Origin of the sequence: Nocardia harenae NBRC 108248 (genome assembly GCF_001612885.1) — a bacterium.
In the GTDB taxonomy this organism is placed as follows: Bacteria; Actinomycetota; Actinomycetes; order Mycobacteriales; family Mycobacteriaceae; genus Nocardia; species Nocardia harenae.
In genome coordinates, this window is record NZ_BDBH01000004.1 from 1,040,119 (window position 1) to 1,054,490 (window position 14,372).

A 14,372-nucleotide genomic window follows, 5' to 3' on the forward strand; every position below is an offset into this window, starting at 1 on the left:
CAGACCGCCGACACGCGGAGGAGCTCACGGCTGTGGTGGCCGAATCTCCGCGTGCCTTCGCTGCGAAAGCCATGTTTTGACGATGACCAGAGCAACGTACGCACGGGTAACCGCAGTTCGGGGTGCGGTTACGGCACCGTAGGGTGCACACTGGGCGCACTCGGGAGGCGCGTCCCCCTCGCCCACCGTGCCGATCTCAGGAGAGGAAGGATTCGTCGAGTGTTCAGCCGCATCGCCATCGTGAACCGGGGCGAGGCCGCCATGCGCCTCATCCACGCCGTCCGGGACCTGGCCGCGGAGACGGCGGTACCCATCGAGACCGTCGCTCTGTATACCGATGTCGACCGCAACGCGACGTTCGTGCGCGAAGCCGATATCGCCTACGACCTCGGACCGGCCGCTGCCCGCCCCTACCTCGACCTCAAGGTCCTCGAGCAGGCGCTCCGCGCCACCGGGGCGGATGCCGCCTGGGTCGGCTGGGGCTTCGTGGCCGAGGACCCGGCCTTCGCCGAGCTGTGTGACCAGATCGGCATCACCTTCATCGGCCCGAACGCCGACGCCATGCGCAAGCTCGGCGACAAGATCGGCGCCAAGCTGATCGCCGAGGAGGTCGGCGTCCCGGTGGCGCCGTGGAGCCGCGGCGCGGTCGACTCGGTCGACGCGGCGCTCGCCGCCGCCGAGCAGATCGGCTACCCGCTGATGCTCAAGGCGACCGCCGGTGGCGGTGGCCGCGGCATCCGCGTCATCACCAACGCCGATGAGCTGATCGACGCCTACGAGCGCACCAGGCAGGAGGCGGCCCGCGCCTTCGGCAGCGGCGTCGTCTTCCTGGAGCGCCTGGTCACCGGCGCCAGGCACGTCGAGGTGCAGGTCATCGCCGACGGCCAGGGCACGGCGTGGGCGCTCGGCGTGCGCGACTGCTCGGTGCAGCGGCGCAACCAGAAGATCATCGAGGAGTCGGCCTCGCCGGTGCTCTCGGCCGAGCAGGCCGCCGAGCTCAAGTCCTCGGCCGAGCGGCTCGCGGTGCGCGTCGGGTACCGCGGCGCGGCCACCGTCGAGTTCCTCTACCACCCCGGTGATCGGCTCTTCGCCTTCCTCGAGGTGAACACCCGGCTCCAGGTGGAGCACCCGATCACCGAGACCACCACCGGCTTCGACCTGGTGCGCGCGCAGCTGCACGTCGCCTCCGGCGGGAAGCTGGAGGGCACCCCGCCCGCCGAGCGCGGCCACGCCATCGAGGCGCGGCTGAACGCCGAGGACCCGGATCGCGACTTCGCGCCCGCCCCCGGCCGGATCGCCCGGCTCGACCTGCCCGCGGGGCCCGGCATCCGGGTGGACACCGGCGTCAGCGAGGGCGACACCATCCCCGCCGACTTCGACTCCATGATCGCCAAGATCATCGCCTACGGCAGCGACCGCGAGCAGGCGCTCGGCCGGCTGCGCCGGGCCATGCAGCAGACCCGCGTCGTCATCGAGGGCGGCGCCACCAACAAGAGCTTCGTGCTCGACCTGCTCGCCCAGCCCGAGGTGATCGACGCCAGCGCCGACACCGGCTGGATCGACCGGGTGCGCACCGAGGGCCGCCTGGTCTCGCACCGGCACTCCACGGTCGCCGTCGCGGCCGCCGCCATCGACGCGTACGAGGAGGAGGAGCGGGTCGAGCGCGACCGGCTGCTCTCCACCGCCGCGGGCGGGCGCCCGCAGGTGCAGCACCAGAGCGGCCGCCCGCACGACCTCGAGCTGCGCGGCGTCACCTACCGGGCGCGGGTCGCGCGGATCGGCGCGCACCGCTTCCGGGTCGGCGTCGAGGCCGGTGACGACCTGCGCACCGCCGACGTGGATGTCGAGCGCTTCGACCACCACACCGGCCAGATCGTGGTCAACGGCATCCGCTACCGGCTCACCACCGGCACGCACGGCCCCGTGCACCTGGTCGACGTGGACGGCGTCACGCACCGGATCAGCCGGGCCGAGGGCGGCATCGTCCGCTCCCCCGCGCCCGCGCTGGTCGTCGCGACCCCGCTGCAGGTCGGCGACGAGGTCGAGGCAGGCGCCCCGGTGCTGGTGCTGGAGTCCATGAAGATGGAGACGGTGCTGCGCGCGCCGTTCCGGGCCCGGCTCAAGGAGTCGTCGGTCAGCGTCGGCACCCAGGTCGAGACCGGCGCGCCGCTGCTGCGGCTGGAGCCGCTCACCGACGACGACGCGGCGGGTGAGGAGACCGAGGAGCGGGCCGTCGAGCTGGACCTGCCGGAGCAGCCGGTCCCGGCCGCGCCGCACGAGCGGGTGGCGCGCGGGCTGCAGGATCTGCGCAGCCTGCTGCTCGGCTTCGACGTCGACCCGCACGACGACCGCCGCGTGCTCGCCGAGTACCTCACCGCCCGCCGCGCCGCGGTCGCCGACAACCGGCGCCCGCTCGCGGAGGAGGTGGAGCTGATCGAGGTCTTCGCCGATATCGCCGAGCTCGGGCACAACCGCTCCTGGGAGGAGGACGGCGGCGGGCAGAGCCACGTGCACAGCGCCCGCGAGTACTTCCACACCTACATGCAGAGCCTGGACGTCGAGCGCGCCGGGCTGCCCGAGCCCTCGCGGGCCAAGCTGGCCAAGGCGCTCGGCCACTACGGCGTCACCGAGCTCGATCGCACGCCCGACCTGGAGGCCGCGGTCTTCCGCATCTTCCTGGCCCAGCAGCGCCCGGCCGACACCGTCGAGGTGATCACCGCGCTGCTGCGCGAGTGGCTGGCCGAGCCGACCCCGGAGCGCGCGCTGCGCGAGCCGGTCGGGCTGGCGCTGGAGCGGCTGGTCGGCGCCACCCAGGTGCGCTTCCCGGCCATCGCCGACCTGGCCCGCGGCCTGGTCTACTCCTGGTACGGCCAGCCGCTGCTGCGCCGCAACCGCGCCGAGGTCTACACCGAGGTGCGCAAGCACCTGCGGCACCTGGACGCCGATCCGGCCGCCGCCGACCGCGCCGACCGGATCGCCGAGATGGTGCGCAGCACCGAGCCGCTGGTCCGGCTGCTCGGTCAGCGCCTGGTCCGCGGTGCCGTCGAGAACACCGACAACACCGTGATGTTGGAGGTGCTGACCAGGCGTTACTACGGCAACAAGGGGCTCACCGACGTCCGCACCGAGCGGGCGGGCGGCGGCACCTTCGTGGTCGCCGAGCGCAAGGGGCTGAGCCTGGTCTCGGCGGCGGTGCGGTTCGACGCGCTCGATGCCACGCTGGCCGGGCTCACCGAGCTCGCGGGCGGCGCCGCCTCCATCGAGGCCGATATCTACCTGAGCTGGGAGGGCCAGCCGGAGGACTTCGACGCCACCGCCGCCGTCCTGCAGGACGTGCTCTCCCGGCGGGCGCTGCCGAACCAGGTGCACCGGGTCACCATCACCGTCGCGGGCAGCGGCGGGGCGGTCATGCACCACCACTTCACGTTCCGGCCGTCGGCCACCGGCATGACCGAGGAACGGCTCATCCGCGGCCTGCACCCCTACATCGCGCAGCGCATGCAGATGACCAGGCTGCGCAAGTTCGACCTCACCCGCCAGCCCTCCTCGGACGAGGAGGTGTACCTGTTCCGCTGCGTGGCCAAGGAGAACCCGGCCGACGAGCGGCTGGTCGCCTTCACCCAGGTGCGCGACCTCACGGCGCTGCGCGACCACGAGGGCAGGCTGCTGGCGCTGCCGACCGCGGAGAACACCGTGGCCGCCTGCCTGGACTCGATCCGGCGGGCGCGCGCGCTGCGCCGCTCGGCGGCGAAGTTCAACACCAACCGCATCGTCATGTACATCTGGCCCCCGGCCGACCTGACCAGGGCCGAGTTCGACATGATCGTGGAGCGCATCCAGCCGGCGGGCGCCGGGCTGGAGGAGATCCTGATCATCGCGCGGCACACCGAGCCGAAGACCGGCGAGCTGGTGAAGGTCGCGGTGCGGATCGGCTTCGAGCCGACCGGCACCACCGTCACCATCGGCGAGCGCACCGACGACGCGGTCGAACCGCTGGACGAGTACCGGCAGAAGGTGCTGCGCGCCGCGAGCCGCAACACCGTCTACCCGTACGAGCTCACCGGGCTGCTCGGCGATTTCGCCGAGTACGACCTGGACGCCGCGCACGCGCTGGTCCCGGTCGACCGGCCCAAGGGCCGCAACAAGGCCGCCATCGTCGCGGGCGTGGTCACCACGAAGACCGCGCACCACCCGGACGGCGTCACCCGCGTGGTGCTGCTCGGCGACCCGATCAAGTCGCTCGGCGCGCTGTCGGAGCCCGAGTGCCGCCGGGTGATCGCGGCGCTCGACCTGGCCGAGCGGCTGCGGGTGCCGCTGGAGTGGTACGCGCTCTCCTCCGGCGCCAGGATCTCGATGGATTCCGGCACCGAGAACATGGACTGGGTGGCGGCCGCGCTCAAGCGGATCGTCGAGTTCACCCAGGACGGCGGCGAGATCAATATCGTGGTCACCGGCATCAATGTCGGCGCGCAGCCGTACTGGAACGCCGAGGCCACCATGCTCATGCACACCAAGGGCGTGCTGGTGATGACGCCGGATTCGGCCATGGTGCTCACCGGCAAGCAGGCGCTGGACTTCTCCGGCGGCGTCTCGGCCGAGGACAACTTCGGCATCGGCGGCTACGACCGGGTCATGGGCCCGAACGGCCAGGCGCAGTACTGGGCGCCGAACCTGACCGCCGCCCGCGACGTGCTGATGGCGCACTACGACCACACCTACATCGCGCCCGGCGAGCAGGCGCCGCGCCGCGTGCCGACAACCGACCCGGTGAACCGCGACATCTCCGATTTCCCGCACACCGCGGCGGACAGCGATTTCACCACGGTCGGCGAGATCTTCTCGGCGGCCAAGAACCCGGATCGCAAGAAGCCGTTCGACATCCGCACCGTCATGCGAGCCGTCGCCGACCAGGACCACGAGGTGCTGGAGCGCTGGGCGGGCATGGCCGACGCCGACACCGCGGTGGTGCAGGACGCGCGGCTCGGCGGCATTCCGGTGTGCCTGGTCGGCATCGAGTCGCGCGGCGTGCCGCGGCGCGGCTTCCCGTCCACCGACGGGCCGGACACCTACACCGCGGGCACGCTCTTCCCGCGGTCGGCCAAGAAGACCGCGCGGGCGATCAACGCGGCCAGCGGTAACCGGCCGCTGGTGGTGCTGGCCAACCTCTCCGGCTTCGACGGCTCCCCGGAGTCCATGCGCAAGCTGCAGCTGGAGTACGGCGCCGAGATCGGCAGGGCCATCGTCAACTTCGAGGGCCCGATCGTCTTCACCGTGATCTCCCGCTATCACGGCGGCGCGTTCGTGGTGTTCTCCAAGACGCTGAACCCGAATATGACGGTGCTGGCGCTGGAGGGCTCCTTCGCCTCCGTGCTCGGCGGCGCCCCCGCCGCGGCGGTGGTGTTCTCGCACGAGGTGAACAAGCGCACCGCCGCCGACTCCCGGATCCGGGAGCGGGAGGAGCAGCTCGGCGCGCTCGCCGGCACCGAGCGCGCCGCGCTCGCCGCCGAGCTGGACGAGATGCGGTCCTCGGTGCGCGCCGAGAAGCTGGGTGAGGTGGCCGCCGAGTTCGACGGGGTGCACAGCATTCAGCGCGCGGTGCAGGTCGGCTCGGTCGACGCGATCATCTCCGCCGCCGAGCTGCGGCCGAAGATCATCGAGGCGATCGAGGCCAAGCTCAACGGCTGATCCGCTGACGCCGAGGGCCGCCCGCTGAACCCAGCGGGCGGCCCTCGGTCGTTTCTCAGGCCCGGCCGAAGACCAGGGCGGTGTTGTGGCCGCCGAAGCCGAAGGAGTTGTTGACGGCGTAGTCGAAGCGGCCGCGGCGGGGTTCGCGGGCGACGATGTCGAGCGGGACCGCGGGGTCCTGGTTCTCCAGGTTCAGAGTGGGCGGGATGATCTCGTCGCGCAGGCTGAACACGGTCAGCACCGACTCCAGCGCGCCGGAGGCGCCGATGGAGTGGCCGAGCGCCGATTTCGGCGCGTAGACCGCCGGGTGCGTGCCCACCGCCTTCGCGATGGCCGACGCCTCGGCGGTGTCGCCGATGGGGGTGGCGGTGGCGTGCGCGTTCACGTGCCCGATATCGGAGCCCGCCAGCCCCGCTCGGCGCAGCGCCTTGGTGATGGCCCGCGCCGCGCCCGCGCCCTCCGGGTCGGGGGCGACCAGGTGGAAGCCGTCGGAGGTGACGCCCGCACCGAGCAGCCGGGCCAGGATCGTCGCCCCGCGCGCCCGCGCGTGCGCCTCGGTCTCCAGTACCAGCAGCGCACCGGCCTCGCCGAACACGAAGCCGTCCCGGTCGGCGTCGAAGGGCCGCGAGGCCGCGGCCGGGTCGTCGTTGCGGGTGCTCATGGCCCGCATCATGGAGAAGGCCGCGATCGGCACCGGGTCGATGTAACCCTCGACGCCGCCGGTTACCACGATGTCGGCATCGCCCATGGCGATCATCTGCCAGGCATTGGCGATCGCCTCCGACCCGGAGGAGCAGGCCGAGACCGGCGTCACCACCCCGGCCCGTGCCCGCAGCTCCAGCCCGACCACCGCGGACGGCCCGTTCGGCATCATCATCTGCACCGCGAGCGGCGAGATCTTCCGATACCCGTGCTCCACCAGCGCGTCCCGCGCGGCGACCACCGCGTCACCGCCGCCCTGTCCGGTGCCGATGGCCACCGCCAGCCGGTCGCGATCCACCTCGGGGCTGCCCGCGGCCGCCCACACCTGCCTGCCGAGCACCGTCGCCAGCTGCTCCACGTAGGCCAGCCTGCGCAGCTCCACCCGGGAGAGCTGGGTGTTCGGCGGCTCCTTCAGCGAACCGCCGATCCGCACCGGCAGCTCGTGCTCGGCCAGCCACGGCTGATCCAGCTCGGTGATGCCGGACTCGCCCGCGAGCAGCCTGGTCCAGGTCTCGTCGGCGCTGCCTGCCAGCGAGGTCGTCGCCGCCACCGCGGTGACCACCACGTCCGGCCAGCGGCCGTCCGCGGCGAACGGATTGCGTACCGTCACAATCAACTCCCCTTCTCCCGCCCGACCTCCCGCCACCCTACGGACCCCGGCGCGCGGCGCGCACCCACCGCGCGCCGGGCTGGCGCGCGCAGTCAGCCGGGTCGCACCACAGCGAATTTCCAGCAAAGCTCCCGTATAGTCGGTCGAACCGAGCACGTCCGGATCGCACGCCCGGCGAAAGACTCCTCGATGGACAACGAGAAGAGCACGACCCGCACCCTGTCGCTGCCGACGCTCGCCGCCATGGTGGTCGGCTCCATGGTCGGGGCAGGGGTGTTCTCGCTGCCCCGCAACTTCGGCCAGGCCACCGGCGGCTTCGGCGCGCTGGTCGCGTGGAGCATCGCGGGCGGCGGGATGCTCATGCTGGCCTTCGTCTTCCAGCGGCTCGCCGTGCGCCGCCCGGACCTGGACGCAGGCATCTACGCCTACGCCAAGGCCGGGTTCGGCGAGTACCCCGGCTTCTTCGCCGCCTTCGGCTTCTGGGCCAGCACCTGCGTCGGCAATGTCACCTACTGGGTGCTGATCAAGTCGACGCTCGGGCAGGTGCTGCCGATCTTCGGCGAGGGCAATACGGTGCCCGCGGTGCTGCTGTCCTCGGTCTTCATCTGGCTGTTCCACACGATGGTGCTACGCGGGGTCAGGGAGGCCGCGGCGATCAACCGCATCGTCACCGTCGCCAAGCTGGTGCCGATCCTCGTGTTCATCGTGATCGCGCTCGTCTACTTCGACGGCGGGGTCTTCGCCGACAACTTCTGGGGCGGCGAGGCGTACAGCCAGTCGCTCTTCGAGCAGGTGCGCTCGACCATGCTGGTCACCGTCTTCGTCTTCCTCGGCATCGAGGGCGCCAGCGTCTACTCCCGCTACGCGCGCCGTCGGGAGGACGTCGGCCGCGCCACCGTGCTCGGCTTCCTCAGCGTGCTGGCGATCTTCGCCTCGGTGACCATGGTCGCCTACGGCATCATGCCGCGGGCCGAGCTCGCCGCCACCAGGCAGCCGTCCATGGCGCCGGTGCTGGAGTCGGTGGTCGGGGCGTGGGGCGCCTGGTTCATCAGCATCGGGCTGATCGTCTCGGTGCTCGGCGCCTACCTCGCGTGGACGCTGCTCGCCGCCGAGGTGCTCTACGTCGCCGCACAGGACCACGACATGCCGAAGTGGCTGGCGCGGAGCAATACCAGCGGAGTGCCGTCGGCGGCGCTGCTGCTCACCACGCTCATGATCCAGGCGGTGCTGGTGGTGACGCTCTTCTCCGAGGACGCCTTCGCCTTCACCCTGCAGCTCACCAGCGTGCTCTCGCTGGTGCCGTACCTGCTGGCCGCCGGGTTCGCGCTGAAGCTCGCGCTCGGCGACGGCGAGCCGGGCCGCGGCCTCGCCGTCGCCGGGCTCGCCACCCTGTACACGGCGTTCCTGGTGTTCGCGGCGGGCCCGGACAACCTGCTGCTCGCCTGCCTCGTCTACGCGCCGGGCTCGATCCTGTTCGTCCTGACCCGGCGCGAGCAGGGCAGGCGCCCGTTCGCCGGCACCGAGTGGGTGCTGCTCGCCGTCTCGGTGGCCGGGGCGATCGCGGGCATCGTGGCACTGGCGACCGGAACCATCACCATCTGACAAGGAGACGCCGTGACGGCATTCGGTGTGCACTCGGAGGTCGGTACCCTGCGCTCGGTGCTGGTCTGCGCCCCCGGCCTGGCGCACGAGCGGTTGACCCCCTCGAACTGCGACGACCTGCTCTTCGACGACGTGCTCTGGGTGCAGAACGCCCGGCGCGACCACCTCGACTTCGCCGCGAAGCTACGGCAGCGCGGCGTCGAGGTGCTGGAGCTGCACAACCTGCTCACCGAGGCGCTGGCCCTGGACGGCGCGCGGGCCTGGATCCTGGACCGGGTGATCGTGCCGAACGAGGTCGGGCTCGGGCTGGTCGACGACACCCGCGGCTACCTGGAGGCGCTCGACGACCGCGCGCTCGCCACCCAGCTCATCGGCGGGCTCGCCACCGCCGACCTGCCCGCCGACTTCCGCTCCGGCTACCTGGCGCTGGCCCGCGAGCAGACCGGGGTGCGCGAGTACCTGGTGCCGCCGCTGCCGAACACGCTCTACACCCGCGACACCACCTGCTGGATCTACGGCGGCGTCACCCTGAATCCGCTGTACTGGCCCGCCCGGCACGACGAGACGCTGCTCATGAAGCTGCTCTACACCTTCCACCCGCGCTTCACCGGCTCCCGGATCTGGTGGGGCGATCCCGAGCGGGACTGGGGGCTCGCCACCTTCGAGGGCGGCGACGTGATGCCGGTCGGCAACGGCGTGGTGCTGATCGGGATGAGCGAGCGCACCTCGCGGCAGGCCATCACCCAGGTGGCGAAGGCGCTCTTCGAGGCGGGCGCCGCGCAGCGGGTGATCGTGGCGGGGATGCCGAAGCTGCGCGCCGCCATGCACCTGGACACCGTGCTCACCTTCGCCGACCGCGACCTGGTGACGGTCTTCCCCGACATCGTCTACGCGCTGCACACCTTCTCGCTGTACCCCGCGGACCGCGCGCCCGGGATCGAGGTGGTCGAGGAATCCGGCACCTTCCTCGAGGTGGTGGCGTCCGCGCTGAACCTGCCCGCGCTGCGGGTGGTGGAGACCGGCGGCGGCTACTACGCCAACGAGCGCCAGCAGTGGGACAGCGGGAACAACCTGGTCGCCGTCGAGCCGGGCGTGGTCTTCGCCTACGACCGCAATACGCACACCAATACCGCGCTGCGCCGCCAGGGCATCGAGGTGATCACCATCGTCGGCGCGGAGCTCGGGCGCGGGCGCGGCGGCGGGCACTGCATGACCTGCCCGCTCGTCCGGGACCCGGTGGAGTTCTAGGGTGGGCCGATCACCGAGGGCTGACGCCCACCCAACACCCCGGCTGGTGGACTCGGCACCGGGCCGCGATCGGTGGCCCGGAGACGAAAGGGATTCACCATGAGGATCGTTCGCGCTTCGGCGCTCGCCGCGCTGGCCGCGACCGGCGCGCTGCTCACCGCCGCGCCCGCGCAGGCCGAGCCGGAGCTGCCCGCGACCACGTGCAGCTACGAGCAGGTCGAGGCGGCGGTGCGGGCCGAGTTCCCGGGGCTCGCCGCCCGGCTGGACGCGCACCCGGAGGCACGGGACCGGGCGCGCGCCTTCTTCGCGCTCTCCCCGGAGCAACGGCAGCAGCGGGTCCAGCAGTTCCTGGACAGCCACCCGCAGGCGCGGGAGCGGAAGGATTCGCCGCGGGCTCAGCAGTTCCGGGACCGCATGCGGGTGATCCTGCAGGACACCTGCCACCGCTACTGAGGGCTCCCCGGCGCGCGCGGCAGTGAAATCGTCACCGCCAGGCCGCCTTCCGGCCGGGCGACCGCGCGCGCCGCGCCGTCGTGCGCGTGCGCGATCGACCGCACGATGGAGAGGCCGAGCCCGGCGCCGCGCGCGCCGCCGGTCCGCTCGGCGCCGCGGCGGAACGGCTCGAACAGCCCGGCCACCTCGGTCACCGGCGGGCCGCTGTTCTCCACCAGCAGCTCGGCGCCGCCGGAGAGCGTGATCCGCACCCAGCCGCCCGGCACGTTGTAGCGGGCGGCGTTGTCGAGCAGGTTGCCGATCAGCCGCTCGAGCAGCACGGGGTCGCCGTCGACCACGCACGGCTCGGTGCGCACCCCGACCTCGCCCGGCTGCTGCGCCGCGACCGCGCGCACCAGCCGGGCCAGGTCGACGGGTTCTCGGTCGAGCAGCCGCTGCTCGGTGCACGCGAGCAGCAGCAGGCCCTCGATCAGCCGCTCGTGCCGGTGGTTCACCTCGAGCAGGGTGGCGCCGAGCGCGCGGGTGGCCTCGGGCGCGACCGGGTCGTCCAGCGCCACCTCGACCAGCGTGCGCTGCACCGCGATCGGGGTGCGCAGCTCGTGCGCGGCATTGGCGACGAAACGGCGCTGGCCGTCGAAGGCGCGGTCCAGCCGCTCCAGCATGGCGTCGAAGGTGTCGGCGAGGTCGGTGAGCTCGTCGCGCGGGCCGTCCAACGCGATCCGCTCGTGCAGGCTGGTGCCCGCGACCCGGCGCGCGGTGGCGGTGATCCGCTGCAGCGGTTGCAGCACGCGCCCGGCGACCAGCCAGCCGAACCCGGCGGCCCCGATCCCGACCGCGCCGAGGCACAGCAGCGACCACAGCAGCATGGCCTCGAGCGTGTCCCGGCGGCGCTGCGCGGCCTGCTCGCCCAGCGCGCTGAACAACTCGGCGGCGTGCCCGGCGCGCGGCCGCTCCGGGTTCGCCGCCAAGAACTCGCGGACCAGTTGCGGGGCGCCGCCGTCGCCGGGCTGCCTGCCGAGGAACTGGCTCAGGTACAGGTAGATGAGCGCGATCAGGACCGCGCCCGCCGCGAAGAACGCGCCCGCGTAGAGCGCGGTGAGCCGCAGCCGGATGGTCCGCCGCCTCACGGGATGCGGTATCCGACGCCGGGCTCGGTCTCGATCACCGGCGGATCGCCGAGTTTCCGCCGCACGTTCATGATGGTGTAGCGGACCACGCCGGTGAACGGGTCGATGTGCTCGTCCCACGCTTTCTCCAGCAGCCGCTCCGCCGAGACCACCCCGCCCGCGGCCCGCAGCAATTCGTGCAGCACGGCGAACTCCTTACGGGAGAGCGGCAGCGGCGCGCCGTCGCGGCTGGCCGCGAAGCGGTGCGGGTCGAGCCGGATCCCGGCGCGCTCCAGCACCGGCGGGGTGGCCGCGCCCGCCCTCCGGCCCAGTGCCTGCACCCGCGCGACCAGCTCGGCGAAGGCGAACGGCTTGGTCAGGTAGTCGTCGGCGCCGAGGCCGAGCCCGGCCACCCGCTCCGCCACCGCGCTCGCCGCGGTCAGCAGCAGGATGCGCGCCGCGCCGCCCGCCAGCGCCGCGCACAGTTCGTCGCCGGAGAGCAGGGGCAGGTCGCGGTCGAGGACGAGCACGTCGTAGTCGTTGACGGTGGCCCGCTCCAGCCCGGCTGCGCCGTCGTAGGCCACGTCCACCGCCATGGCGTACCGGCGCAACCCCGCGGCCACGGCATCGGCAAGCAGGGTTTCGTCCTCGACCACGAGCACTCGCATGCCGCCATCCTCCCCGGCACGCGCGTTGGGTGGCTGTTAGTTCACCTCGTAGGGCTTGCCGAGGGTGGTGACCGAGTCGCCGGTATCGCTGACCACGGTGACGTAGGGCTGCACCGTCGCGGTGCCGATCACGCCGGTGACGGTGCCGATGGAGTTGGTGAGCCGGACGCTGCCCTCCGCACCGGTGATCCGGCCGCTGACCGCCTCGATCTGCCGCACGCCCGGCCCGAAGCCGGTCTCGATCTCGCCGGTGACGGTGGGGATCAGGTCGACGTCGAGCTTGGGACCCGGGATGCCGTTGTCGGTCTCGATGCCGACCCGCGGCGAGGAGTAGCCGAACTTGATGCGGCCGTCGACGGTGGCCGGGAAGCCGACCAGGTAGCCGATCTTGATCGTGCCCGCGAACTCCTCGGCCCCGTCGCCCTCGACGGTGAACTTCGCGGTGACATCGTGGAACCACTGCCGGGTGAGCGGGTTGCGGTCCAGCGGCGGCACCGCGCGGATGGTGGTGTCGGCCTGGATGGCGCTGATCGTGCGCTGCTTGCCGTCGATCACCCGGTCCGTGCTGTCCACGTCCGCGAAGGCGGTGCCCGCACCGAACGTCAGGGCCATCGCGGCGGCGAGCCCCGCGGTGACGAGCCGGGCCCGGTGGCCGCGGGAGGGGTGCGAGGGAACTCGTGTCATTGTGCTGCGTGTCCGTTCGTCGTCGTGCGCGGTGCGGTGACCGAGGCGGGCGGCGGCGCGGAACCGGCTTGCCGGGAATTCGCGGAATGCGATCACCACAGGCAGCGTGCCGGACTCCGGCCGAGTGCGCAGGCTGCCCCCGCCCGACTCGGGAGCTGTGCGGTGCGCGCGACCACACGGTGCACCGGGCGCACACCCTTCCACACGTTGGGAAGTCGCGCTCGCCGGGTGGTTGCCGGAGGCGCCCGTTCGCCCAGGTCGGCTCGGACGGGCTGGCGGAAGCGGTAAATCGTTCACCCGTGTTTCAGACCGTGGCGGCGGGGTCTGCACTTTCGGCCCCGGCCGCCACGGGTGTGAGCGGAGCCACGGTGTGACGGCGGTCTACTTCCGTCGCTCAGGACCGCCGTCGGCGGGCGTCCAGGGGCGGGTGTGCGGCGTCGCGGGCCGGTGCTCGACCCAGTCGGGAAGGGGTTCCCGGGCGGTGCGCCACTGCTCGGGAATGCCGGGCAGGCCGGTGTGCGCGGCCACGATGCCGCCGACGATGGCGGCGGTGGTGTCGGCGTCGCCGCCCGCCTCGACGCAGGCGGTGATGGCGGCCGGGAAGTCGTTCAGGAAGGTGGCCGCGGTCCAGAGCGTGAAGGGAACGGTGTCCTGGGCGCTCACCTGCGCGCCGTTGCCGAGTTCGTAGGCGGCCTCGGCCACCGATCGGCCCAGCAGGGTCTGCGCGCGCCGCACGCCCGCCGCCGTGCCGCCATCGATCAGGTACGGCTCGACGACCTGCAGTAGTTCCGTTGCCGGACAGTCCTTTCCACGGGACGCCGCCGCATGGCTCGCGGCGACGGCCACCGCCATGGCACCCGCGATGGCCTCGGGATGCCGATGCGTCACCTCCGCCGAGAGCGCACCCTGCGCCGCCGCCCGATCCGGCTCGCCCGCGAAGTACGCGCCCAGCGGCGCCACCCGCATGGCGGCACCGTTCCCCCACGACCCGCGGCCGTCGAACGCCTCCCCCGCCGCCACCGCCCACGGCACCCCGTCCCGGATCCGGTGCAGCACCACCACCGACCCCGCCCCGTACCCCCGATACGGCTCGCACCGCTCGGCGAAGGCCGCCGCCAGCGCATCCCGGTCGATCTCCCCGCGCGCCCGCAGCTCGGTGACGACCGAACAGGCCATCTCGGTGTCGTCGGTCCACTCCCACGGCGGCGCGGGCGGCCGGCCCGCCCGCAGCTCGTCGAAGGAGGTCCCCGGCACGAAGAACTGCGCGCCGAGCGCGTCGCCGACGGCGAGGCCGTCCAGGCTGTCCAGCGCGAAGTCGAGGGTCATGGCGTTCGCCATCCTGCCGAGCGGGGGTCGGCGGTGGCAAGTGCTCCGCGACGCCGCGCCGGTCCTGCGCGTCGGCGACCTCGGCTACTTCCTGGTCCGCGACACCATCGAATCCGCGGGCGCGGACCTGCACGGCATCACCCCGGCGCCCTGGTGGCCCGACGACCGGGCCTGGTGCGTCTGCGGCAACGGTGACCTGAACGTCGCCTACGCCGGCGGCACCTCCGCCTGCCTCGCCGCCGTCTTTCGACGGTCCCGAACCCGAGGCGTTCCCGGTCCACCCGGAAG

At 72.6% G+C, this 14,372-nt stretch carries 9 protein-coding genes; 4 read left to right on the plus strand and 5 right to left on the minus strand.

The features are described from left to right. The first annotated feature begins 219 nt into the window (after positions 1-219). On the plus strand, positions 220-5,685 hold the full coding sequence (locus tag NH2_RS10945) for an ATP-binding protein (protein WP_067652126.1): 5,466 nt from the start codon (positions 220-222) through the stop codon (positions 5,683-5,685). A 55-nt stretch (positions 5,686-5,740) separates the two neighbouring features. On the opposite strand, the gene NH2_RS10950 is transcribed toward NH2_RS10945, so the two are convergent. Next, complete coding sequence (locus NH2_RS10950; protein WP_067652130.1) at positions 5,741-6,997, minus strand: KasA/KasB family beta-ketoacyl-ACP synthase; 1,257 nt, start codon at positions 6,995-6,997, stop codon at positions 5,741-5,743. 189 nt (positions 6,998-7,186) lie between these two features. On the opposite strand from NH2_RS10950, the gene NH2_RS10955 reads away from it, so the two are divergent. From NH2_RS10955 to NH2_RS10965, 3 genes are all read left to right on the plus strand, one after another. After that, the gene (locus tag NH2_RS10955; RefSeq protein WP_067652133.1) at positions 7,187-8,599 is read left to right on the plus strand and encodes a basic amino acid/polyamine antiporter; all 1,413 of its coding nucleotides are present in this window, start codon (positions 7,187-7,189) and stop codon (positions 8,597-8,599) included. Positions 8,600-8,611: 12 nt separating this feature from the next. Continuing rightward, a complete protein-coding gene (locus tag NH2_RS10960) occupies positions 8,612-9,847 on the plus strand; it encodes an arginine deiminase (protein ID WP_067652137.1) in 1,236 nt (411 codons plus the stop codon). A 99-nt stretch (positions 9,848-9,946) separates the two neighbouring features. Continuing rightward, entirely contained in the window at positions 9,947-10,300 is a 354-nt protein-coding gene (locus tag NH2_RS10965; protein WP_067652140.1) for a hemophore-related protein, read from the plus strand. Here NH2_RS10965 and NH2_RS10970 read toward each other — a convergent pair. The 4 genes from NH2_RS10970 to NH2_RS10985 form a co-directional block, all read right to left on the minus strand. Then, the gene (locus NH2_RS10970) at positions 10,294-11,427 is read right to left on the minus strand and encodes a sensor histidine kinase (RefSeq protein ID WP_067652143.1); all 1,134 of its coding nucleotides are present in this window, start codon (positions 11,425-11,427) and stop codon (positions 10,294-10,296) included. The two genes, NH2_RS10965 and NH2_RS10970, sit on opposite strands and share 7 nt — an antisense overlap. Beyond that, on the minus strand, positions 11,424-12,074 hold the full coding sequence (locus tag NH2_RS10975; RefSeq protein WP_067652146.1) for a response regulator transcription factor: 651 nt from the start codon (positions 12,072-12,074) through the stop codon (positions 11,424-11,426). Before NH2_RS10975 ends, NH2_RS10970 begins: the two co-directional genes overlap by 4 nt. A gap of 36 nt (positions 12,075-12,110) precedes the next feature. Next, positions 12,111-12,758, minus strand: coding sequence for an MspA family porin (locus tag NH2_RS10980; RefSeq protein ID WP_067652149.1), 648 nt, complete (start codon positions 12,756-12,758; stop codon positions 12,111-12,113). A gap of 381 nt (positions 12,759-13,139) precedes the next feature. After that, positions 13,140-14,084 carry an ADP-ribosylglycohydrolase family protein gene (locus tag NH2_RS10985; RefSeq protein ID WP_218021682.1) on the minus strand — a complete coding sequence of 315 codons (945 nt, stop codon included), beginning with the start codon at positions 14,082-14,084 and terminating at the stop codon, positions 13,140-13,142. Positions 14,085-14,372: the final 288 nt, after the last annotated feature.